Source organism: Streptomyces sp. NPDC088116, assembly GCF_044741745.1.
Classification (GTDB): domain Bacteria; phylum Actinomycetota; class Actinomycetes; order Streptomycetales; family Streptomycetaceae; genus Streptomyces.
In genome coordinates, this window is the sequence record NZ_JBIUTF010000009.1 from 143,950 (window position 1) to 167,003 (window position 23,054).

Genomic DNA, 23,054 nt, shown 5'->3' on the forward strand with positions numbered 1-23,054 from the left:
TACGGGCCCGCTACGTCAGTCACGCGAGGTGAGACCCGTGCATGAACTGTCCATCGCCACGGCCGTGGTCGCCCAGGTGGAGGAAGCCGTCGTGACGAACGGCGGCGGCCGGGTCGCTTCGCTGCGGCTGCGGATCGGCGAACTGGCGGGCGTGGTCCCGCAGGCGCTCAGTTTCTCGTTCGAGCTGGCGAGCGAGGGCACCGTCCTCGCCGGTGCCCGGCTGGACATGGACACCGTCCCCGGCCGGGGACGGTGCGAGGGCTGCGGCCGGGAGAGTGAGGTCGGCGTGCCGCCCCTGCTGTGGTGCGAGGCGTGCGCGCGGCCGCTGGGCGAGCTGCTGTCGGGCCGGGAACTGGAGATCGCCGAGGTCGTCCTCGTGGACTCCTCGGATGCGGCCCGTCCGGTCAGCGGCGACGATCGGGATACGTCCGAGGAGGCAACCCATGTGCCGAGTCGTTGATCTGCGCCAGGCGGTACTGGCCAAGAACGACGCCAGTGCCCTGGAACTGCGCGAACATCTCGCCGCCCAGGGCACGGCCGAAGTGAACCTGCTGTCCAGTCCCGGCAGCGGCAAGACCGCCCTGTTGGAGCTGCTGCTCGGCAGAGCGGTGGCGGCGGGCGTCCCCGTCGCCGCCGTGACCGCCGATCTGGCCACCGAGAACGACGCGCGGCGCCTGGCGCGCGCCGGGGCGCCCGTCAAGCAGGTGCTCACCGACGGGCTGTGCCATCTGGAGGCCGGGATGCTCCGAGGGCATCTGGACGGCTGGCTCCCGGCCGAGACCCGGGTGCTGTTCATCGAGAACGTCGGCAATCTCGTCTGTCCCGCGTCGTACGACATCGGGGAGAGCCTGCGGATCGTGCTGGGTTCCGTGACCGAGGGCGAGGACAAGCCGCTCAAGTACCCCACGGCGTTCGGCCTCGCCCATCTCGTGGTCATCACCAAGACCGACATCGCCGAGGCCGTCGAGTTCGACGGGGCGGCGTTCCACCGCAATGTGCGGCAGGTCAATCCGGGCGTTCCGGTGCTGGAGACCTCGGCGCGGACCGGCGCCGGAGTCGACGAGCTGCTGGCCTTCGTCCTCGGGTGTGCCGACGGGCTCCCCGTGCACCGGCCCGTGCTGGCGCATCAGCACGAGCGGTATCTGCACCATCGTCATGGCGACGAGGACGGCGGGCACGAACACGGCCACGACGGCGAGCACAGCCATGACCATGGCCACGGTCACGGCCACGAGCAGGTGGCACCCGCCGTTCGTGGAGCGGCACAGACGCCATGAGCGGACCGGTCACCGACATCGCCACGGTCGCGGACGCGCGCTCCACCCCGCGCACACGCCGTCGCGTCGTCGTACGCGGAGTGGTGCAGGGTGTCGGTTTCCGTCCGTTCGTCTACACGCTCGCGAGTGAGCTGGGCCTGACGGGCTGGGTCACCAACAACGCCGACGGTGTCGAGACGGAGGTGGAGGGACCGGACAGGGACGTGACCGCGTTCTGTACGCGTCTGGCCAGCGACGCGCCGCCGCTCGCCGTCGTGGAATCCGTGACGCACCGGGCCGTGCGGGCAACCGGGGGCAGCGGGTTCACCATCCGCCCCTCGGCCGGCGGGGCCGGCCGCACCCTCGTCTCCCCCGACACCGCTACCTGCGACGACTGTCTGCGCGAGATGGCCGACCCGGCCGACCGCCGTCACCGGCATCCCTTCATCAGCTGCACCCACTGCGGGCCCCGGTTCACCGTCGTCACCGGGCTGCCGTACGACCGGGCGCTGACCACCATGGCCGGGTTCCCGATGTGCGCCGATTGCGCGCGTGAGTACGAGGACCCGGCCGACCGGCGCTTCCACGCGCAACCGGTCGCCTGCCATGCCTGCGGTCCCCGGCTCGGCCTCATCACCGGACCGGGCCGTGCCGCCTCGCTCACGGGCGAGGACGCGCTGGCCGGGGCCCGTCGGCTGCTGGCCGCCGGAGCGGTCGTCGCGGTGAAGGGGCTCGGTGGCTACCATCTCGCCTGCGACGCCTCCGACATCACCGCCGTACGCACCCTGCGCGAGCGCAAGAACCGGGGCGCGAAGCCGTTCGCCGTGATGACCGGTTCCCTGGAGACGGTGGAGCGGCTCGCCTTCACGGGCCCCGAGGAACGCGACCTGCTGCTCGGCCGGCGCCGGCCCGTCGTGCTGCTGCGGCGCCGCGACGGCGGCGAGTCCCTGGTCACGGACGGTGTCGCGCCCGGCAGTCCGGATCTCGGCGTGCTGATGCCGTACACCCCGCTGCACCACCTGCTGCTGGGGCTTCCGGGCGATCCCGCCGGCCCGCCCGTCCTCGTGATGACCAGCGGCAACCGGTCGGGCGAGCCCATCGTCACCGATGACGAGGAGGCGCTGAGCCGGCTCGACGGGCTCGCGGACGCGTGGCTGACGCACGACCGGCCGGTGCATGTGCCGTGCGACGACTCGGTGGTACGGATCTGCGACGGCCGGGAACTTCCCGTACGCCGCTCCCGCGGCTACGCCCCGATGCCGGTCGCCCTGCCCGTCCCGGTGGAACCGGCGCTCGCCGTCGGCGGGGATCTCAAGAACACCTTCTGTGTCGCGGAGGGCGGCTACGCCTGGCTGTCCGCCCACGTCGGCGACATGGACGACCTCGCCACCCTCACCGCCTTCGAGACGGCCGTCGGCCATCTGTCGGAGCTGACCTCGGTCACCCCCCGGGTGCTGGTCGCGGACCGGCACCCGGGCTACCGCTCGGGTCAGTGGGCCGAGCGCCGGGCGGCGGGTCGTCCGGTGCGCCGCGTGCAGCACCATCACGCGCATGTGGCGTCCACGATGGCCGAGCACGGACTGGACGGCTCGGCGCCGGTGATCGGCGTGGCCTTCGACGGCACCGGCTTCGGCGACGACGGCGCGGTGTGGGGCGGCGAGGTACTGCTCGCGGACTACGACGGCTTCCGGCGGTTCGCGCATCTGGCGTATGTCCCGCTGCCGGGCGGCGACGCGGCCGTACGGAACCCCTACCGGATGGCGCTGTCCCACCTGCGGTCGGCGGGCATCCCCTGGTCCGACGACCTGCCGTGTGCCGCCGTGTGCGCCCCCGGCGAGCGGCGGCTGCTGGAGCGTCAGCTGGAGCGGGGGATCAACTGCGTGCCCACCTCCAGCATGGGGCGGCTCTTCGACGCCGTGGCGTCGCTCGCGGGAGTGTGTCACCGCGTGGAGTACGAGGCCCAGGCGGCGATGGAGCTGGAGAGCGCGGCGGTGGCGGCCGGGGACATGGAATCCGGCGGCTACCGCTTCCGGCTGGTCTCAGGCCGGTCCGAAGCCGGGGCTCCTCCGCTGTCAGCCGCCGGAGCTTCCCCTCTGTCAGCCGCCGGGGCCTCGCTCCTGGCCGACCCGGGACCGGTGCTGAGCGCCGCCGCCGCAGACATACGGGCGGGGGCCGGCGCCGCGACAGTGGCCGCGCGCTTCCACGGGGCAGTAATCACCCTGGTGCACGACGTGTGCCGGGCGGCCCGTGACCGTACCGGCCTGGCCACCGTCGCGCTGAGCGGCGGGGTGTTCTGCAACGCCCTGCTGACCAGCGGCTGTACGCGGCGGCTGGAGGGCGACGGGTTCACGGTGCTGCGGCACCGCGGGGTTCCGCCGAACGACGGCGGGCTGGCGCTGGGCCAGTTGATGGTCGCCGCCCGGGTGACGGCGAGCGAGCGGTGACCCGGACGGGGATCCGAACGACCAAGGGATCTGAAGGACCAGCCGAGAGGAGGAGCAATGTGCCTTGCCGTGCCCGGCAGAGTGCTGGACATCGAGGAGCGTGACGGAACGCGCATGGCGCACGTCGACTTCGGCGGCGTCGTCAAGGACGTCTGCCTGGAGTACGTACCGGAGATGGAGGTCGGTGACTACGCGATCGTGCATGTCGGCTTCGCGCTGCAACGCCTGGACGAGGTGTCCGCGAGACGGACACTGGAGCTGTTCGAGAATCTGGGCGTCCTGGAGGAGGAGTTCGGCGACGCGTGGGGGCGGGCCGCGAAGGAAGCGGGCGCCGACCGTCCCGCCGGCACCACGCCGCTCCCCGGCGTTCCCTCGCCTCCCCCGACACTCCACCGTCCTGATCCCGACACTCCGGAGGAGGCCCGGCGATGAAGTACCTCGACGAATTCAGCGATCCCGCTCTGGCCGCGCGGCTGTTCGACGACATCCGGGCCACCGTCACCCGCCCCTGGGCCCTGATGGAGGTCTGCGGCGGCCAGACCCACTCGATCATCCGTCATGGCATCGACCAGCTTCTCCCCGACGAGGTCGAACTCATCCACGGTCCCGGCTGCCCGGTCTGTGTGACCCCGCTGGACACCATCGACAAGGCACTGGAGATCGCCTCCCGCCCCGACGTGATCTTCTGCTCCTTCGGCGACATGCTGCGCGTGCCGGGCAGCGGCCGGGACCTGTTCAAGGTCAAGAGCGAGGGCGCGGACGTACGGGTCGTCTACTCGCCGCTCGACGCGCTCAGGATCGCCCGGGAGAACCCGGACCGTCAGGTGGTGTTCTTCGGTATCGGGTTCGAGACGACGGCCCCGCCCAACGCGATGACCGTCCACCAGGCCAGGAAGCTGGGCATCGAGAACTTCAGCCTGCTGGTGTCCCATGTGCGCGTCCCACCGGCGATCGACGCCATCATGAACTCCCCCGACTGCCGGGTCCAGGCGTTCCTGGCCGCCGGTCATGTCTGCACGGTGATGGGGCTCGGCGAGTATCCCGAACTCGCCGAGCGGCACCGCGTTCCCATCGTCGTCACCGGCTTCGAACCGCTGGACATCCTGGAGGGCATCCGCCGTTCCGTGCGCCAGTTGGAGGCGGGCGAGCACACCGTCGAGAACGCCTACCCCAGAGCCGTCCAGGCCGGGGGCAGCCCGGCCGCGCAAGCCATGCTGGCGGACGTCTTCGAGGTCACCGACCGGTCCTGGCGCGGTATCGGCATGATCCCGGCGAGCGGCTGGCGGCTGTCCGAGAAGTACCGGCAGTACGACGCGGAGTACCGCTTCTCGGTGACCGGCATCCGTACGGAGGAGTCCACGGACTGCCGTAGCGGCGAGGTGCTCCAAGGGCTGATCAAGCCGCACGAGTGCGCGGCCTTCGGCACCACCTGCACCCCGCGCAATCCGCTCGGCGCCACGATGGTGTCGAGCGAGGGCGCCTGTGCCGCGTACTACCTGTACCGCAGGCTGTCGGCTCCGGGGGCCGGACCCGCGGGCACCTGCGGCGCGCGGGACGAGGTGACTCCCGTTGGCTGAGACGACCGGGATCCGGCACGTGGACGGTGTCGTCCCGGGGGCGCCCCCCGAGAAGCCCGCACCGCCCGCACACGCCTCGCGGCCATCACGGACCACCGCCCCGGACTTCTCGGGGTGGACCTGTCCCGTGCCGCTCCGCGACCATCAGCGGGTCGTCATGGGGCACGGCGGCGGCGGTCAGCTGTCCGCCGAACTCGTCCGGCATCTCTTCGCCCCGGCGTTCGGCGGCGAACTGCTCGCGGAACTCGGCGACTCCGCGACCTTCACCCTCGGCGGGGCGCGGCTGGCCTTCTCCACCGACTCGTACGTGGTGCGTCCGCTGTTCTTCCCCGGCGGAAGCATCGGCGATCTCGCGGTCAACGGAACGGTCAACGACCTTGCGATGATGGGGGCCAGGCCCGCCTATCTGTCCTGCGGTTTCATCCTGGAGGAGGGCATCGAACTCGCCACGGTGGGCCGGGTCGCCGAGGCGCTGGGCGCCGCCGCCAGAGCCGCGGACGTGGTCGTCGCCACCGGTGACACCAAGGTCGTGGAGTCCGGTCACGGCGACGGCATCTTCATCAACACGGCGGGCGTCGGGCTGATCCCCGACGGCATCGACATCCGGCCGCGGCGCGCGGCGCCGGGCGATGTGGTCATCGTGAACGGGCCGATCGGTGAGCACGGCGTGGCCGTCATGAGCGTCCGTGAGGGCCTGGAGTTCGGGGTGGAGATCGAGAGCGACACGGTGTCGCTGGCCTCGCTCGTCCAGGCCATGCTCGCCGTCTGTCCCGATCTGCATGTGCTGCGCGATCCGACCCGGGGTGGGCTGGCGACCTCGCTCAACGAGATCGCGTCGGCGGCCGGGGTCGGTGTCACTCTCCAGGAACAGGCCCTTCCGGTACCGGAAGCGGTCGCCAACGCCTGCGCCTTCCTGGGCCTGGACCCGCTGTATGTCGCCAACGAGGGCAAGCTCGTGGCGTTCGTCCCGCCGGGGCGCGCCGACGCGGTGCTGGCCGCGATGCGCGCGCATCCCCAGGGCGGCGGGGCGGTGGTGATCGGCAGCTGTACGGCGGAGCATCCGGGCATGGTCGTGGCGAGGACAGGCCTCGGCGGGACCCGGGTGGTGGATGTCCCGCTGGGTGAGCAACTGCCGCGTATCTGCTGACGGTCCCGCTCCCGCTGTCCCGGCCTCACGGCCGGGACAGCGGGCGGGCCGGAGCGGCGGGCGCTCACCGCGCTTCACCGACGCGCCCCCGGCCGGTGTTCCGCCGCGTTACCGCCGCGCCGGCAAGGTGCCGGTGCGCGCCAGTCGCGCGTACCAGTGGGCGCTGGACTTGAGGGTGCGGTGCTGGGTCGCGTAGTCCACGTACACCGCCCCGAAGCGCTTGCTGTAGCCGTACCCCCACTCGAAGTTGTCGAGCAGCGACCAGAGGAAGTAGCCCCGGACGTCGGCGCCCGCCTCGATGGCCGACCGGACGGCCGCGAGGTGCTCCCGCAGGTAGTCGATCCGCTCCGGGTCGTCGACCTCGCCGTCGGGCCCGAGGCGGTCGTCGAAGGCCGCGCCGTTCTCGGTGATCATCACGGGCAGGCCGGGGTGGTCCCGCCGTACGCGCATCAGCAGTTCGTACAGGCCGCTCGGGTCGATGGTCCAGCCCATGGCGGTGCGCTCGCCCGGGGTCTGGTGGAAGGCGACCCGGTCCGCCCCCGGCCAGGGGGTGTGGTCGCTCGCGCCGTGTCCGTCCGACCCGTGGGCGGCCGGGCCCGTGTGGTGGGAGACCAGGGTCGGCGAGTAGTAGTTGACTCCGAGGAAGTCGAGCGGCTGATGGATGAGTTCGGTGTCTCCCTGCCGGACGAACGACCAGTCGGTGATCGACGCGGTGTCCTCGATGACATCGGCCGGGTACGTCCCGGCCAGCATGGGGCCGGTGAACACCCGGTTGGCGATGCCGTCGATACGGCGGGCCGCGTCGATGTCCGCCGGGTGGTCGGTCAGGGGCCTCACGTGGTGCAGGTTGAGCGTGACGGACACCTGGGCGTCGGCGGGCAGCCGCTCGCGCAGTTCCCGCACGGCGAGCCCGTGGGCGAGGTTGAGGTGGTGCGCGGCCCGCAGCGCGTCGGCGGGGTCGGTACGGCCGGGGGCGTGCACGCCGGAGCCATAGCCGAGGAACGCGCTGCACCACGGTTCGTTGAGGGTGGTCCAGGTCTTGACCCGGTCGCCGAGGGCGTCGGCGACGATGCCCGCGTACTCGGCGAAGCGGTAGCCGGTGTCGCGCGTGGGCCAGCCTCCGGCGTCCTCCAGGTACTGGGGCAGATCCCAGTGGTACAGCGTGGCGACCGGCTGGATCCCCTTCTCCAGCAGCCCGTCGGCCAGCCGCCGGTAGAAGTCCAGCCCTTTCGCCGAGGCCGGTCCGCCGCCGGTGGGCAGGACACGGGGCCAGGACACCGAGAAACGGTAGGCGCCGACGCCCAGTTCGGACATGATCCCGATGTCCTCGCGCCAGCGGTGGTAATGGTCGGTCGCGATGTCACCGGTGTCGCCGTCGCGCACCTTGCCCGGAGTGCGGGAGTAGACATCCCAGATGGAGGGGGTACGGCCGTCCTCCTGGGCGGCGCCTTCGATCTGGTACGCGGCGGTCGCGGTGCCCCAGAGGAAGCCCGGAGGGAAGGTCAGGGATGCCGAGGGGTCCGGGGCCGGCCCGGTGGAGGGTGTGGAGGGTACGGAGGTGGAGGTCGCCACAAGGGGTCCTTCCGCAGAGGCAGAGGTCGAACGGTGCACGTACGGCGGCGAGTCGGACGGTGAGTCGGTGGGGCGCGCGTGAAGTCGCGCGCCGCTCCCACCCATGGGAGCGCTCCCAGTCAGTGGTTGAAGACTCTCCGCAGATGTCGATCGCTGTCAAGACTCGAAGCCCGTTCCGTTGTGTGAGGGTTCCCGGATACCGGCCCCCGGGGCGCACCCGCGCCGGCCGCCCCTGACAATCTCCTGGTGAGCTGTGCGCTCAGCAGGAGCGGCAAGAGTCAGGGAGACGTGATGAGCAGCCGTGAACGGCCGGGCCGGAGGCCAACTCTTGAAGCCGTCGCGCGACTGGCGGGGGTGGGCAGGGGGACGGTCTCGCGGGTCGTCAACGGTGCGCCGGGCGTGAGCGCCAAGGCCAGGGCGGCGGTGGAAGCGGCCGTCGCTGAGCTCAACTACGTACCGAATCCCGCTGCCCGCAGTCTGGTCACGAGCCGGACCGACAGTATCGCGCTGGTGATCCCCGAGTCGGAGAGCCGGCTGACGGCCGAGCCGTACTTCACCGCCGTGATCCGGGGTGTGAGCACCGAACTGGCCGACACCGAGATGCAGTTGCTGCTGATACTGGTACGCGACGAGCGTGAGCTCGACCGGCTGACGCGGTTCGTGGAGGCGCGACGGGTCGATGGTGTGCTGCTGATCTCGGTCCATCACGACGACCCGCTGGCCGCGCTCCTGGAGAAGGTGGGGATACCAACGGTCCTGGCGGGGCGGCGTTCGCCCGCCGAGTCGCTGAGCCATGTCCACGCCGACAATGCCGGCGGGGCCGCCGAGGCCGTACGGCATCTGCTCGGCCTGGGGCGTACGACCGTGGCCACGATCACCGGCCCCCTCGACATGGACGTCGGCCACACCCGGCTCCAGGGATGGCGCGACGCCCATGCCGAACGGGGCGTGCGGCCGGACGAATCGCTGGTCGCGCCCGCCGACTTCACCGAGGAGGGCGGGCGTACCGCCCTGCGTGAACTTCTCGAACGGCGGCCGGACATCGACGCCGTCTTCGCCGCGTCCGACGTCATGGCGGCGGGGGCACTGACGGAACTGCGGGAGCGGGGGCGGCGGGTGCCCGACGACGTGGCGGTGGTCGGTTTCGACGACTCGATCGTCGCCCGGCACACCGTGCCGCCCCTGACCAGTGTCGGTCAGCCCAGCGAGGAGATCGGACGGGCCATCACCCGGCTTCTCCTCGAGGAGATCAACGATCCGGCCACGTCCCGCCGGCACCTCACGCTGCCGACGACGCTGACGCGCCGCCACAGCGCGTGAGCACCGACGTACTCGGCCGGCCGGGGTGAGCCGATGTCCTCGGCTCACCCTCACGGCTGGGCCCGGCGGACTGTGCCGAGCCCGCCGGGCCGTGATCGTGAAGCAGTACGCGGCCGGTGACCTCGTACCAAGAAGCGCTCAGGCGCTCTTCGCGAACGCGTCCACCCCGGTCAGCTCGGCGGAGAGCTGCCACAGGCGTGCGGCCTGCCCGGGGTCGGTCGCATAGGCGCGCACACCGCCGGGGACCGACGTGTCGGCCGCCGCCGGACCGGCGATGTCGACGTCCTCGCAGTAGACCCCGCCCGCGCCGGCCAGCTGCGGCGAGGTCGCCGCCCACACCTGCGTGGCCGCGCCCTGCTCGGGTGTCTTGAACGCCGGGTTGATCGTGTTGCCCTCCTCGTCGATCCAGCCGGCGGCCACCATCTCCTCCTTGGCGAGGTGGCGTTGCAACGGTGTGAGGATGCCACCGGGGTGCACCGAGAAGGCTCGTACGCCGGCGTCCCGGCCGAGCGCGTCGAGCTGGACGGCGAACAGGGCGTTGGCCGTCTTCGCCTGGCCGTAGGCCTGCCACTTGTCGTATCCCTGCTCGAACATCACGTCGTCCCAGCGGATGTCCGAGTTACGGTGGCCGGACGAGGACACCGCGACGACCCGAGCCCCGCCGGACTCGATCGCCGGCCAGAGCCGGTTGACGAGGGCGAAGTGGCCGAGGTGGTTGGTCGCGAACTGCGCCTCCCAGCCGGGGCCGACCCGGGTCTCCGGACAGGCCATGATCGCGGCGTTGTTGATGACGATGTCGATGGTGCGTCCGGTGGCGGTGAAGCGGTCCGCGAATCGGCGGACGCTGTCGAGGTCGGCGAGGTCGAGCTCGTCCACCTCGACGCGGTCGATACCGGCGAGGGCCTGCTCGGCAGCTTCGCGCCGCCGGGCGGGCACGACGACATGGGCGCCGGCGCCGGCCAGCGCGCGCGTCGTCTCCAGGCCGAGGCCCGAGTATCCGCCGGTGACGAGGGCGAGCTGTCCGGTGAGGTCGATGCCGCGCAGGACGTCCGCCGCGGTGTTCCGGGCTCCGAACCCTGATCCGATCGTGTGCTGAGGAGTGGTCATGTCTCCGACCGTACGAATTGGAGCGCTCTCGAAGTCAAGCGCACCGGGCCGCCCCACTCCGGATTCACTCCGCCCGCCACCTGCCGGCGCGGCGGCCCGCCTCGGCCTGCTGAGCGGCCCTCGAATCCATCTGCGGACCGCGAGGCGCGACCCGCCCACGATCGGGTCATCGATGCGTGCCCGGAACGGCCCAACTGCTAGGCAGGGAGGCTATCGCCCGTTCCGGAACCCTGGAGTACGCCATGCCCGTCGACACCGTTCTCACCCACGGCCAGGAATCGCCTCGTAGCCCGGTGATCCCCGGGCAGGCCACCGATGAGAGCGGGGCGGGCGACCGGGTCGAGGAGCGTGACTTCACCTTCGACGGCTTCCGTTACACCTGTCGCATCGTCCACCCCGAGGGACGTCCGCTGACCGAGCCGATTCTGGTGCTGGGCGGCTCCTCCCAGGACCGCTACTCATGGGCACGGCACGAGAAATGGCTGAGCCCCGTGGGACAAGTGATCACCGTGGATCTCCCGGGCTACGGCACCGCGGACTTCCTGCCCGCGTTCTACGGCGTCGACTTCCTCGCCGCCACCATCCGGCATCTCCTGGGCGAACTCGGAGTGCCGCGGGTCAATCTGATCGCCGCCTGCTACGGCGGTGCGGTCGGCATGCGCTTCGCCCAGCACTACCCCGACATGCTGGCCCGGCTGATGCTCGTCGGCATGACCACCCGGATCCCGGCGGACTACGCGGCGGCGATGGCACGCTGGGCAGTCATGATCGACCGAGGTGAGACGGAGACCATCGCGCGCGAGTTGGCCGACCACTTCATGTCGCCGCCCGGTACGGGCCGTGTCCGTAAGCATGCCGCCGTGTCCCGGCTCGTCTACCAGCAGATCGTCGGGCAGGACCCCGAGCAGCTGGGCAAGTCCGCGGAGCACAACACGCGGTTGATGCGGCACGAGTGGTACCGGCCGGAGCCGTTGCCGGCCGTGCCGAGCCTGGTGGTCACCGGTGAGCACGACACGCTGTGCACACCCACGATGGGGCGTGAGGTGGCGGCCCAGCTGCCCGAGGCACGGTTCATGACCATCGACGAGACCGACCATCTGGCCCCGGTGGAGCGGATCGCGGACTTCGCCGACCTCATGGCGCGCTTCTGTGCCGACCGCCCGCTGGACGAACTGCCGTACACCAGCAGGCCGGAGACGTTCGGAACCGCCGTCACCGCCGACCGTGGTGCCGACACGGCGTCCTGAACGCACCGTCACCGGCCCCGGCCGGGACTGCGTGAGCAGCGGCTTCGGTGCGCCCCGGGGCGGGCCGGGCCGTACCCCGGGGCCGGGCGGCGTCACTCCGCGGTGTGCGGTGGCAGGTGTACGGCCGTGGCGAACGCGCCGTCGTGGTGGACCAGTGCGGGCCCCTCGCCGTGGCCACCGCCGGAGTCGACCTCGCCGACGACGAGGAGATGGTCGCCGACCCGCTGCCGCAGAGTCACCCGGGCGGTGAGCCACGCCGGTACACCGCCCAGCAGGGGCAGCCCGTCGTGTCCCTCCGTCCAGGGGACACCGGCGAAGCGGTCGATGCCACTGCGGGCGAACTGCCGTGCGAGCGTGGCCTGTTCGGTCCCCAGCACATGGACGGCGAAGCGGTCGGCGGCCTGTACGGCAGCGGTTGTCGACGCCGTGACACCGAGACAGAAGGAGACCAGAGCGGGTTCCAGCGAGACCGAGGTGAACGAGGTCGCGGTGAATCCGGCGGGCCCCGGGACCGTGATCACGGTGACCCCGGCCGCGTGCCGCCGCAGGGTACGGCGCAGTATCTCGGCACCGGGAACAGGAGCGGGAACACGAGCGGGGGTGACACTCGGGTCGGTGACAGCGGTGGCGATGGTGCTGCGTTCGGCGGACACGGTCATGCCGCTTCCCTTCCTTTGAGGTGATGTGTCTCCGACGTGGCACGTCGGAGGACTGTGCCGGCTCCGGGCCGGACACTCGGGTACGCGGGGCGGGTCGTGGGGCGCCCGGACGAGACTGGGGATGGGGGGGAAGCGCGCATGGCTACGCGGGGATCCGCTCACCGCCACGGCGTTGGGGCGGGAACGGCACCGGAGTCACGACGAGCGGATATGGCGAAGCGCATACGGCGAGCGGGAGAAGCCGCCCACGGACCGGACACGGACCGGACACGAGGGGGCGACGCGGGACCGGACGGGCTGCCGGTCATCGGTCGATCGTGGCCGATCTCCGACCCCGGAAGCGCCCCCGCCCGCCGGTCAGCCGGAGTCCGGATTCGAGCCGTCCCGTGCCGTCGCGTCAGGCGGCGGTGCGGACAAGGACGTGGGCCGGAGGGGAGCGCCCAGGCTTGCCTGGAGGGCCGTCTCGGCGGTCGGGTCAGCGACAGAGGGCGCTGGAGGTGCGCCGGTAATCCACGTAGCGGCAGACCACACCGGGGTGCATCGAATGCATGCCAGTATCCTCACGGCCGCACAACGCGGTGTCAATGGACACCTCCAGGTGTCTCATCGTCCGAGACCTGACGGACCTTGACGACCTGGGTCTTTCATCACCGCGCCCGCGCCGGGCAGTTGCCGCCGCGCCTCATGATCGGCTTGGATGGATCACCCACTACTCACCCATGGGCCGGTACGCGTACCCGCTCGTGAACCCCCGGTAAGGAGCAGCCGCCCATGGGCGCCGCCGTTCACCACATCACCGCGGACGACGCGGGCGGGCAGACCTTCACCGTCAACGTCGAGCGTAATGTCCAGTACAAGCCCCACCGGGACTTCCTGGTCTGCGCGCACTGCGACTGGTCCTACGGTTCGCTCAGCTTCCGCCAGACCTTCCAGGACATCGCGGGCGAGCATCTGGCCGCCGCACACGACGCCGACCGCGCGCTCGGACACCACACGAACGGCTCCTTGCGCACACTGCGGTGGATCGCGTTGCCGCTCGCCGCCGTTCTCCTGATTGTCCTGTTCAGCCAACTCTGAGGGACGCGAGAGGCCGGGGTGGTCACGGGCCTCGTCGGGACGCAGCCACACCGGCCCGTTTCTCGTGTCGATGCGGATGGCTTCGCCGACTGGTACGGGTGAGCCAGTGCGGCCGGGGCGCGTACGGCGCGTTCGTGTGGACGATGACGTCACGGATGAACCGCTCGTACCAACGGGCCTCGGCGGCCGGGGCGTGAGCCGGATCGTCATCGTCGTCGTGGAAGAGGATGCCGAACACGGTCCGCCACCGCGCGCGGCCCGAGCGTCTGCCTCAGCAGAGGGAACACCGGCCCGGCCTGCCCCAGGCCCAGGGGCGGGCCGGTCCGGTGAATTCGGTGACGCCGAACAGCGGCTGTCGCGCGTCGGCGCCCCCGCCCGGACGTTCCCCGCCGGCGTCTGTACGTTCCCTGGCCGTGCCGTACGTTCCCCCTGCCACGGCGGTACGTTCTCCGGTCATGCCGGAACGACCGGGGAAGCGTCTCCTGCCGGGGTTCGCGTCCCGGCATCGTGCGTCCGCGGGGCGTGCGCCTGCGCCGCCCGTGCGCCCTCGGCGGCGAGTTCGGCGATGCTGGTCCCGCCGAGCACCGACTGCGCCGCGGCCTCGACCGTACGCCACAGGTCGGGGAGTCCCCTGGCCGCGCCGGGATACCGGAGCGTGTCCGGCCGCTCGCCTCGCAGGGTGAGCAACTCACCGTCGACCGCCGCCATCACCTCGGCCACACTGATCGCGGCCGGGTCGCGGCCGATCCGGTAACCGCCCTCACAGCCCCGCTGACTGCGGACCAGTCCGGCATGCCGCAGGTCGCGGAAGACCGACTTGAGGAAGCGGAACGGGATGTCCTGGGCGGACGCGATGCCTTCACAGGTCAGGGGCTGTCCGCTGTCGGCGGCGAGTTCGACCAGCGCCCGTACCGCGTAGTCCGCCTTCGCCGAGATCTGCATGTGCACCGTCTCCCCGGGGGTTGTCCACGTGCCGCAATGCCGTCCGCATGCCGTCAGGCGACCGGGAAGGGCCGGCTCGGCGGTAATGGACGATTTTGGCATCCATTCGCCGCACTCTCCACGATCGGCGCCACGACCACGCGCCAGCAGCGCTCCGACGAGCAGGAATTCCATGGCTTCGCACGCCCCGACCGCGTCCGGCCCGACCAAGTGCCCGCTGCCACGCCCTGTTCCGGATCGAAAGGTTCCACGTCCGGGCACCGCGTCGGCGCGCGCGACGCCTTTCACCCCGACCTTCCCGACCACGGCCATGACGGCGGCACTGCCCTGCCTCGTCCCCTAACGCGCCAGTTCGCGGACCGTCGCCATGTCGCTGAACGGAATGAGCTGTTCGCCGACGATCTGGTACGGCTCGCTGCCCTTCCCCGCGATCAGGACGATGTCGTCGGGCCCGGCCTCGTCCAGGGCGAAGGCGATGGCACGACGGCGGTCGGCGAGCCGCTCGAAGCGCGTGCCGGTGGCCTCGAGGCCCGGGGCGATCTGGTCGAGGATCGCCCCGGGGTCCTCGTTGCGCGGGTTGTCCGAGGTGAGGACGCACAGATCGGAGTGCGCCCCGGCGATCTTCCCCATCTGCGCGCGCTTGGTGATGTCACGGTCGCCACCGCAGCCGAAGACCGTGATGACCCGGCCGCGGGCGAATTCACGGATGGCGGAGAGCACTTTGTCCAGCGAGTCCGGTGAGTGCGCGTAGTCCACGATGACGGAGGCGCCGTTCGGCGTCTCGAAGCGCTCGAACCGGCCCGGGACCGGTGGCATCCGGTCGAGAGCGCCGACCAGTGCGCGCAGATCGTGCCCCAGGAGGTGGCAGGCGGCCACGCTGGCAAGGGCGTTGGACACCGAGAACCGGCCGGGCACGGGGATCGCCGCCGGGTACTTGCGCCCTTCGTGGTGAAGGGTGAACCGCGTGCCGAACGCGTCCATGGTCAGGTCGGTCGCCCGGTAGTCCGCCTCGGTGTCGAGGGCGTACGTCGTCACCGCACCCGGCATCATCGCGCTGATCCCGACGCCCACCGGATCGTCGGCGTTGACCAGAGCGCGTCGGCAAAGCCCTTGGAACAGACGGAGCTTGGCGTCCCGGTAGTTCTCCATCGTTCCGTGGTCGTCCAGATGATCCTGCGTCAGGTTGGTGAAGATCCCGACATCGATGAACGCGTGGTCCACCCGGTGGGTCAACAGCCCCATGGAGGTGGCCTCCAGGACCACGGTGCCGACCTCCCGGTCACGCATGCGTCCCAGCAGATACTGGAAGTCCGGTGCCTCGGGAGTGGTCAGTACCGACCTCGGCATGGGGATCAGTTCGTCGCCGACCCGGCTGCCCGCCGTTCCGATGACCCCGACGGTCGCACCCTCGGCGAGTCGCAGTACGGACTCGACCATGTACGAGACCGAGGTCTTCCCGTTGGTGCCGGTGACGGCCACCATGTCCATGCTCCGCCCCGGCTCGCCGTAGTAGCGGGAGGCGACGACCGAGGCGGTCGTGCGGGTGTCCCGTACCCGTACGACGCACACCTCCGTGTCCGCCCACACCGCCGCCGAGGGATCCGGTGCCCCGGCGTCCACCAGCACCGCCACCGCTCCGCGCGCGAGGGCCGGGCCGATGGACTCGGGACCGCCCTCACGGTGACCGGGCACCGCGATGAACAGCGAACCCGGTGAGACCCGATGGGCATCGAAACAGATGCCCGCGGTGATCGTGGTCTCCGGATCGCCCTGCTGAATCTCGTGGTCGTGCCCGGCGAGCAACTCGCTCAACTTCACAGGGATCCTCTCGAAAGCGCGGCGCACGGCCGGTCTCCGGCGGTCGCCGAGGAGGCGCCGACGGCACGGCCCGGCGCCACGGAAGTGGTGGGGGGGGTGCGCGGTGCGGGAAACGCGGTGGGTGGAAGGTGAGGGCGAGCGGACCGCAAGGCGCGAGTGCCGCGGACCGGCCCGGCGGTCAGCGCCCTACGGCGTTACGGGACTCAGGGAAGCGGCGGGAGGAAGCGAGCCGCGAGGATGCGCGCGAGTGCCGGGAGCCGACGGGCCCCGGAGAGGCGGAGCGGGGCGTGGAGGTTGCTAGCCGTGGCCGTGCACGGCGCGACAGCCGGCTTCCGACGCGGGCACCGGGCCGGGCATCGAGGCCGACACACCCGCGTCGGCGCACAGCGCGCAGAGAGCCCGCGGCAGGCACTCCCCCGGTTCACGTGTACAACCCATGTGTGGAGTGTAAGGCCGCCGGGACGTTCGCGGCGCCGCGCTGCCGGCGATCCGGCCTGAAGACGCGCGGATCGCCGCAGGACCTGAAACACAGGGCGGGCCGCGGAGTGCGGCCCGCCCGGGGTGTCACGGCGCTCGGGCGCCGGACGATCACTGAACGATCACTGGGCAATCAGGGAAAGGGGCTCCGGAGTGTCAGACTCCCTGGCCGTTGCCACCGCCACCGCTGCCCGCGGCCACCTTGATGCCCTTGGTCATCTCGTCCATGACGGACAGCTTGGGCGCCTTGTCGTTGACGTCGAAGCCGGAGCGGACCATGACCATCATCTTGGAGGAGTTGGGCGAGGGAAAGGCGAGCGACTGCACATAGCCGTCGTCGCCCTTGCTCGTGATGACCTTCCACCGCACGAGATAGCCCTTCTGCCCGGCCACGGTGACCGCTTCGGACTTCAACTGCTCGTGCGAGGAGATCTTCCCGTATGTCGCACCGCCGTAGGACTCCTCGGCGTTGGCCTCTATGTCCTTCTCGGCGGCCGCCTTCGCCCCGGTGGCCTCGATCTTCAGCGCCGCCGCGGGTGCGGAGAACACCCCGCCGCGCACACATTCCGTGGAAGTGTCCCCGGGACAGGCGTACTTCCCGGTCGTCACACCGGCGCCGACGGTCCCGGACTCGCCGGTCCAGCCGTCCGGTACCGGAATGCTGATACCGCTGGCCGCGTCGGTGGCATAACCGTCCTCGGTCTCCGGCTGCTGGGGCGCGCCGCTCTCCCCGCCGCCGGGACCGCCCGGGTCCTGCTGCCCGTCGGGTCCCGGACTCCCCTGTCCCGGCTGTCCCGGCTGCGAGGGCACCGGGGAGGGACCGGAACCGGCCCGGCCCGTCGTGACGTTGCTGTCACTGCTCCGCCCCAGCAGGTAGAAGCCGCCCGCGATGGCCAGCACCACGACCGAGGCCACCACGCCGACGGCGATCCGCCGCCCGCGGTTCGACGGGCCGGGCGGCGGCGGGACGGGATAGGGCGGCGCCGCGGGCGGACCCCACTCGGCCGGGGCGGTGTCGCGGAGTTCGTCGGTCCAGGCCGCACCGTCCCACCAGCGCTCCTTGCGGGGGCCGTCACCTGAGTGACCTGGATCGGGATGCCAGCCGGGCGGAGTCGTGTACGTCACGGTCCTCACCTTAAGCACATTGTCTTAAAAGCTGGTAAGAGACCCATGAGAATCCGTTACGTGGAACCGTCCCCACAGGACGGCGTGAACCGGCTGTGGGGACGGACCGGACGGCCGCCTCAGACGACCGGCACCATGCCGCGCACCACGCCGAGTTTCACCAGATCCTGTGGGCGCAGCATGAGTTGGTCGGCTGTCGCCCGGGTCCGGTCGGGTGGTCGCTTGAGGATCGCCGTGGCCAGTTCCGGTGCGATGACCGAGAAGTAACTGTCCGGTGTGGCCCAGGTGTTGTCCGGCGCCGACAGCGCCAGGGCCCCGCCCGAGCCGCCCTCGCCGATCAGCAGCGTGGTGACGGGCACCCGGGCGGTGGCCACCGCCGCGAAGAGGTCGGCGATGGCGCTGCCCACTCCCCCGCGCTCCGCCTCGGCGTCATTGGCCGCGCCGGGGGTGTCCACGAGGGTCAGTACGGGGATGCCCAGCCGGTCCGCGAGGCGGATCAGCCGGGCCGCGGTGCGGTAACCGGCCGGGAGAGTGGGGGTGCCGCACTGTGCCGCGTACGCGACGGTCCGGCCCTCGCGCTCCCCGAAGCCGCACAGCATCCCGGGGTCCGTACCACCGCAGCGGTCTCCGGCGATCGCCTCCCGGTGGCTGAAGTAGGTGTCCAAGTAGGCCGAGGCGCGCGGGCGTTGGGGTGAGCGGGTCCGCAGGACGGCGTCCCAGCCGGTGGCGGGCGGCTGGGCGGGACCGAGGCCGGCGGGAGGCGCTGCCGCTCGCCGTGTACCGCCGGTCAGCAGTGTCAGCCAGCGATCGAGGGCCACGCGCAGGCCGTCCTCGCTCACCAGCGCGTCGACATGGCCCGCGGCGAGCTGCGCCGATGCCGTGTAGGCGTCCGGATCGGCATCGGCCGGGCGCACCCGTGAGCCCGCGAAGCCGATCTGGGCGTCCGGCAGGGCCAGTACGACGTCGGCGCCCGCGCCCAGAGTGGCCCAGCCGCCGCCCGTCGTCGGGTCGCGGGCCACCGCGAGCTGGGGCAGACCGGCGGCGCGCGTCAGCGCGGACTGCCGTGCCACCCGCTGGAGTTGGAGCAGCGCGCGCATGCCTTCCTGCATACGGCTGCCGCCGGTCGCGATCAACGAGACGACCGGCAGGCCCCGCTCGCGCGCGCGGGTGTGCGCGGCTTCGAGACGGTCGCCGGTGCGCTCGCCCAGCGATCCGCCGAGATAGCCGAACTCGAAGGAGATCAGCACCGCTTCGGTGGCGCCGACCCACGCGGTTCCGCAGACGACGGACTCGTCCTCGCCGGTACGTTCACCGGCGCGCACGCGCATCGCGTCGTACCCCTCCCAGCCGAGGGGCCCGTTGGGCGGGGATGCGCCCTTCGACGGTGAGGGCTCTTTCATCGCGGGCAGTTCGGCGAAGGTCCCGGCGTCGGCGACGGCCTCGATCGCCTCCCGCGCGCTCCACCGCACCCGCCCGGTCGGCGGCCCCTGCTCCCGCTCCCGCTCCCGCTCAGTCATGGAGCGCACGCTTCATGATCTTGCCCATGTCGTTCCGGGGCAGAGCCTCCAGATAGCGCACGACACGCGGGCGCTTGTGCGCGGCGAGCTGTGCGGCCACGTGGTCCGCCAACTCCTCCGCGGACGGTGGCTCTTCGGCACGCGCGGGAACGATCCAGGCGACGATCCGTTCGCCGAGGTCCGCGTCGGGCTCGCCGGTCACGGCGGCTTCCCGAACCCCTGGGTGCTCCAGCAGTACGTTCTCGATCTCGCCCGCCCCGATCTTGTAACCGCCGCTCTTGATCAGGTCGGTGGCCTTGCGGCCGACGATGCGGACATAGCCGTCGGGGTCACGGATCGCCATGTCCCCGGTGCGGAACCAGCCGTCTGTGAAGGCCGCCTCGGTCGCGTCGGGGCGGTTCAGGTACTCGGTGAACAGGTTCGGGCCGCGGACCTGGATCTCGCCGACCGTCTCACCGTCGTACGCCTCGATCGTGGTGCCCGACTCGTCGACGAGCCGCAACTCGACGCCCCGCAGCGGCACACCGACCGTACCGGCGCGCGGCTCGCCGTCCGCGCGCACGCTGGTGTTCATCAGGGTCTCCGTCATGCCGTACCGCTCGACGACCCTGCGGCCGGTCGCCGCGGCGATCCGCCGGTGGTCGTGCACGGGCAGCGCGGCGGAGCCGGACACCAGGAGCCGCGCCCCGGCCAGCGCCTTGGCGAGTGCGGGATCGCCGGAGAGCGCCTCGGCGATGCGGTGGTACATGGTCGGTACGCCGAAGAGCATCGTGGCCCCGGAGAGGAGTTCCCGGGTGACACCCTCGATGTCGAACCGTCCCAGATGGCGGACCGACCCGCCGCGCCGCAGCGGGCCGAGGATGCCGAGGATCAGCCCGTGGACGTGGAAGAGCGGCAGGGCGTGGACGAGTACGTCGTCGGCGGTCCACTGCCAGGCGTCCTCCAGCGCGTCCAGCGTCGTGGCGAGGGCGCGGCGCGGCAGTACGGCGCCTTTCGGCGGCCCGGTGGTGCCGGAGGTATAGACGACCAGGGCCGGCGACTCGGGCGAGGGCTCGGGGAACGGTCCGGTGGCGGCCGGCTCCGGGGCGCCGCCGGTCACCGCGTCCACCCGCTCCAGCGCGGCCAGGGCGGGTGGGAGCGTCACGCCCGGTTCGGCGACGACGAGTTCGGGGGCGCTGTCGGCGACGATGTGAGCCAGCTCGCGTTCGCCGCTCCTGGGGTTGACCGGTACGACGGGGACCCCGGCCAGCAGCGCGGCCACCACCCCCACGGCGGTGCCGAGGGTGGGGGTGGCCCAGACCGCGATCCGCCGCGCTCCGGCGATACGGACGGCCAGGGCACCGGCCGCGTCGGCCAGTTCGGCGTGGGTGAGGTTACGGTCGCCGAACTGGAGCGCGGGCTGCTCCGAGCGGGCGGTGAGCGCCGGGAAGAGAGGGGACACGCGTCGTTCTCCTTGCTGTCTGTCGACGGACTTCGAGTCCGGCCGATCGGTCCGGGTCAGCCAAAGCCTGGCACCACCAGCAGGAGCCAGGCGGCAGCGGGTACCACCGCCGCCACGATCCCTCCGTACACCATGAGCTGCCGGAAGAAACGCTCACGGTCGACATCGGGAGCCGCGGCCAGCACCAGGGCGCCGTTGGTGGAGAAGGGACTGACGTCGACGACCGTGGCGGAGATCGCGAGTGCCGCGACCATACCGATCGCGCCGATCTCGCCCTGGGCCAGGAACGGCACGGCGAGCGGAATGAGCGCGCCCATGATGCCGACGGACGAGGCGAAGGCCGAGATGAGCGCTCCGATGTAGCAGAGCAGCACGGCGGCGAGGAGCGGGATTCCGATGTCACCGACGGCGTTGCCCGCGTAGTCGATCGTGCCCATCTCCTCCAGGACTCCCACATAGGTGAGGACACCGCAGATGAGCAGCACGGTCGGCCAGGCGATCTCGCCGACGGCCTTGCGGCTGGTGTCCGGCCAGAAGGCGCTGAGGAAGACGGCGAGGGTGACGGAGGTGAGTCCGGCGTCCAGGTCGAGGACGAGGACCGCGATGACGAGCGCGACCAGGGCGGCGAGGGTGGCGATACGGGCCGGGGTGAGGCTCAAGCTCTCCCGTTCTCCGTCCGTCTCCTTCCCCTCGCCGTCGACCTGCGGTCCTCCTTGTTTCGAGGAGAGCTTGAGCCCTCCGCAGAGTACGAACACGATGCCGGCGATGAGGAGGTTGGCGACGAGGGAGGCGAGGAAGAGGGTGAGTTCGCTGCCGGGGAGCTTCTCGCGCTCCACGATTCCGTTGACGATCGACCCGTAGATGCTGATCGGGGAGAATCCGCCGCCCTGGGCGCCGTGCACCACCATCGCGCCCATCAGCAGGGGGCTGATCCCGTACTGCGCGGCGAAGCTCAGTGCGATCGGCGCGACGATCGCCACGGCCGCCGGCGAGACGGCCCCGATGGCGGTCAGCGCGCCGGTGATCGCGAACATCACCCAGGGGATCAGCGCGATACGGCCGCGGACCAGCCGGATCGAGGCGTGGACCAGCCAGTCCGTGGTGCCGTTGGCGCGGGCGATCGCGAAGAGGTAGGTGACGCCGACGAGCACCACGAACAGGTCGCCGGGAAATCCGGCGAAGATACCGTCCGCGTCGAGGCCGGCGACCAGCTCGCCGACGCCGAACGCGGCGGCGAAGGAGAGCGCGCCCATATTGATGGAGCGGGTGGTGGCGATCACGAAGACCACCACCAGCACAAGGATCGAGATCAGTTCGGCGGACATGGCGGGGGCTCCCGTCCCTGGGTCCCTTGATGCGCGGGGCATGGCGGAGTTGGCCGGCCGCAAGCGGTCAACTGACCGGTCCGACTGGCCAACTGGCTTACTGGACGACTGGCCAAGTGGCTGGACCACATTGGCCGTCGGCCGACGGGAGCGTCAAGGGATCTGACAGGAATTGGCTCAGCCACTTGACCGCCCGGTGCTAGGCTCGGGGCGCAGGGACCGGGTGATATCAGGGCGGGATGGGCAGGGATTGGGGGTCCGGATGTCCGACGCGCTACGGCCGATGGCCCGGCCACGGCTGTACGAACAGGTCCTCGACCGGCTGCGCAGTTATGTCACCGAGGGAGACCTCGGAGCGGGCGACCGGCTGCCGCCCGAACGGGAGTTGGCACAGCGTCTCGGCGTCAGCCGTGCCTCCGTCAAGCAGGCGATAGTCGTCCTCGAGGTGCAAGGCCTGGTTGAGGTGCGGCACGGCGGCGGCACCTACCTCGCGAAGGACAGCCTCGACCCCGAGCCGGTCGAACGCCTGGTGGAGCGCAAGCGCCGGCTCCCCGACGTGCTGGAGGCGCGCGAGGCGCTGGAGACCAAACTCGCCGAACTCGCCGCCGAACGCCACACGGACCTGGATCTGGCCGCGCTGTACGACGCGCTGCACCATATGTCCGACGAGATCGAGGCGGGCGGCTACGGCGTGGAGGGCGACCGGCTCTTCCACACCGCGGTGACCGCTGCCGCGCACAGCGCCCTGCTCGCGGAGTTCATGCACTCGATCACCGAGCAGATCGCCGAGAGCCGTAACGAATCCCTGCGCCAACCCGGCCGCCCCAAGCGGTCGTTGGCTCAGCACCGCGCGATCCTGGACGCGATCGAGACCCGGCGCGGCAAAGCCGCCGCCGCCGCGATGCGACGCCATGTCCGGACGGTGGCGAAGGTGCGCCTCCTGGACTGGAATCCTGACGCCGCGACCTGACGGAGCGTCATCCGCCAGTGCCGGGCGGCCGGT

At 71.3% G+C, this 23,054-nt stretch carries 19 protein-coding genes; 10 read left to right on the forward strand and 9 right to left on the reverse strand.

From position 1 onward, the window contains the following. Nucleotides 1–37: 37 nt before the first annotated feature. The 6 genes from ACIOJD_RS31500 (at nucleotide 38) to hypE (ending at nucleotide 6,424) form a co-directional block, all read left to right on the forward strand. The gene (locus ACIOJD_RS31500; protein ID WP_401919579.1) at nucleotides 38–460 is read left to right on the forward strand and encodes a hydrogenase maturation nickel metallochaperone HypA; all 423 of its coding nucleotides are present in this window, start codon (nucleotides 38–40) and stop codon (nucleotides 458–460) included. After that, nucleotides 444–1,277, forward strand: coding sequence for a hydrogenase nickel incorporation protein HypB (hypB, locus tag ACIOJD_RS31505; RefSeq protein WP_401919580.1), 834 nt, complete (start codon nucleotides 444–446; stop codon nucleotides 1,275–1,277). Before ACIOJD_RS31500 ends, hypB begins: the two co-directional genes overlap by 17 nt. Then, nucleotides 1,274–3,700, forward strand: coding sequence for a carbamoyltransferase HypF (hypF, locus tag ACIOJD_RS31510; protein WP_401919581.1), 2,427 nt, complete (start codon nucleotides 1,274–1,276; stop codon nucleotides 3,698–3,700). The genes hypB and hypF overlap by 4 nt, the downstream gene beginning before the upstream one ends. Before the next feature lie 57 nt (nucleotides 3,701–3,757). Continuing rightward, nucleotides 3,758–4,132: a HypC/HybG/HupF family hydrogenase formation chaperone gene (locus ACIOJD_RS31515; protein WP_401919583.1), complete on the forward strand. Its 375-nt coding sequence runs from the start codon at nucleotides 3,758–3,760 to the stop codon at nucleotides 4,130–4,132. Further along, a complete protein-coding gene (gene hypD / locus ACIOJD_RS31520) occupies nucleotides 4,129–5,277 on the forward strand; it encodes a hydrogenase formation protein HypD (RefSeq protein WP_401919584.1) in 1,149 nt (382 codons plus the stop codon). Before ACIOJD_RS31515 ends, hypD begins: the two co-directional genes overlap by 4 nt. A 157-nt stretch (nucleotides 5,278–5,434) precedes the next feature. Next, nucleotides 5,435–6,424 (forward strand): hydrogenase expression/formation protein HypE, encoded by a 990-nt coding sequence (gene hypE / locus ACIOJD_RS31525; protein ID WP_401919748.1) that lies wholly within the window; start codon nucleotides 5,435–5,437, stop codon nucleotides 6,422–6,424. Between the two features lie 108 nt (nucleotides 6,425–6,532). Here hypE and ACIOJD_RS31530 read toward each other — a convergent pair whose 3' ends face one another. Continuing rightward, nucleotides 6,533–7,996 carry a GH1 family beta-glucosidase gene (locus ACIOJD_RS31530; protein ID WP_401919586.1) on the reverse strand — a complete coding sequence of 488 codons (1,464 nt, stop codon included), beginning with the start codon at nucleotides 7,994–7,996 and terminating at the stop codon, nucleotides 6,533–6,535. Nucleotides 7,997–8,287: 291 nt separating this feature from the next. On the opposite strand from ACIOJD_RS31530, the gene ACIOJD_RS31535 reads away from it, so the two are divergent. Continuing rightward, nucleotides 8,288–9,316, forward strand: coding sequence for a LacI family DNA-binding transcriptional regulator (locus tag ACIOJD_RS31535; protein ID WP_401919588.1), 1,029 nt, complete (start codon nucleotides 8,288–8,290; stop codon nucleotides 9,314–9,316). Between the two features lie 138 nt (nucleotides 9,317–9,454). Here the strand turns inward: ACIOJD_RS31535 and ACIOJD_RS31540 are convergent, their stop codons facing one another. Then, the gene (locus tag ACIOJD_RS31540) at nucleotides 9,455–10,423 is read right to left on the reverse strand and encodes an SDR family NAD(P)-dependent oxidoreductase (RefSeq protein WP_401919589.1); all 969 of its coding nucleotides are present in this window, start codon (nucleotides 10,421–10,423) and stop codon (nucleotides 9,455–9,457) included. Nucleotides 10,424–10,665: 242 nt separating this feature from the next. Between ACIOJD_RS31540 and ACIOJD_RS31545 the strand changes: the two genes are divergently transcribed. After that, complete coding sequence (locus ACIOJD_RS31545; RefSeq protein WP_401919591.1) at nucleotides 10,666–11,670, forward strand: alpha/beta fold hydrolase; 1,005 nt, start codon at nucleotides 10,666–10,668, stop codon at nucleotides 11,668–11,670. A 92-nt stretch (nucleotides 11,671–11,762) separates the two neighbouring features. Here ACIOJD_RS31545 and ACIOJD_RS31550 read toward each other — a convergent pair whose 3' ends face one another. Further along, entirely contained in the window at nucleotides 11,763–12,329 is a 567-nt protein-coding gene (locus ACIOJD_RS31550; RefSeq protein ID WP_401919593.1) for a flavin reductase family protein, read from the reverse strand. Nucleotides 12,330–13,100: 771 nt separating this feature from the next. On the opposite strand from ACIOJD_RS31550, the gene ACIOJD_RS31555 reads away from it, so the two are divergent. Then, the gene (locus ACIOJD_RS31555) at nucleotides 13,101–13,406 is read left to right on the forward strand and encodes a hypothetical protein (protein WP_401919595.1); all 306 of its coding nucleotides are present in this window, start codon (nucleotides 13,101–13,103) and stop codon (nucleotides 13,404–13,406) included. A 453-nt stretch (nucleotides 13,407–13,859) separates the two neighbouring features. Here the strand turns inward: ACIOJD_RS31555 and ACIOJD_RS31560 are convergent, their stop codons facing one another. The 6 genes from ACIOJD_RS31560 to ACIOJD_RS31585 all read right to left on the reverse strand — a co-directional run bounded on the left by ACIOJD_RS31560 (nucleotide 13,860) and on the right by ACIOJD_RS31585 (nucleotide 22,051). Further along, complete coding sequence (locus ACIOJD_RS31560) at nucleotides 13,860–14,348, reverse strand: RrF2 family transcriptional regulator (RefSeq protein WP_401919597.1); 489 nt, start codon at nucleotides 14,346–14,348, stop codon at nucleotides 13,860–13,862. A 339-nt stretch (nucleotides 14,349–14,687) separates the two neighbouring features. After that, entirely contained in the window at nucleotides 14,688–16,166 is a 1,479-nt protein-coding gene (locus ACIOJD_RS31565) for a UDP-N-acetylmuramoyl-L-alanyl-D-glutamate--2,6-diaminopimelate ligase (RefSeq protein WP_401919598.1), read from the reverse strand. Nucleotides 16,167–16,799: 633 nt separating this feature from the next. After that, nucleotides 16,800–17,768 carry a DUF2510 domain-containing protein gene (locus ACIOJD_RS31570; protein ID WP_401919600.1) on the reverse strand — a complete coding sequence of 323 codons (969 nt, stop codon included), beginning with the start codon at nucleotides 17,766–17,768 and terminating at the stop codon, nucleotides 16,800–16,802. Nucleotides 17,769–17,887: 119 nt separating this feature from the next. Further along, nucleotides 17,888–19,285 (reverse strand): carboxyl transferase domain-containing protein, encoded by a 1,398-nt coding sequence (locus ACIOJD_RS31575; protein WP_401919602.1) that lies wholly within the window; start codon nucleotides 19,283–19,285, stop codon nucleotides 17,888–17,890. After that, entirely contained in the window at nucleotides 19,278–20,726 is a 1,449-nt protein-coding gene (locus ACIOJD_RS31580) for an acyl-CoA synthetase (protein ID WP_401919603.1), read from the reverse strand. Before ACIOJD_RS31580 ends, ACIOJD_RS31575 begins: the two co-directional genes overlap by 8 nt. Before the next feature lie 56 nt (nucleotides 20,727–20,782). Next, nucleotides 20,783–22,051, reverse strand: coding sequence for an SLC13 family permease (locus ACIOJD_RS31585; RefSeq protein ID WP_401919605.1), 1,269 nt, complete (start codon nucleotides 22,049–22,051; stop codon nucleotides 20,783–20,785). 262 nt (nucleotides 22,052–22,313) lie between these two features. Here ACIOJD_RS31585 and ACIOJD_RS31590 point away from each other — a divergent pair, with 262 nt between their 5' ends. Continuing rightward, a complete protein-coding gene (locus ACIOJD_RS31590) occupies nucleotides 22,314–23,021 on the forward strand; it encodes a FadR/GntR family transcriptional regulator (RefSeq protein ID WP_401919607.1) in 708 nt (235 codons plus the stop codon). Nucleotides 23,022–23,054: the final 33 nt, after the last annotated feature.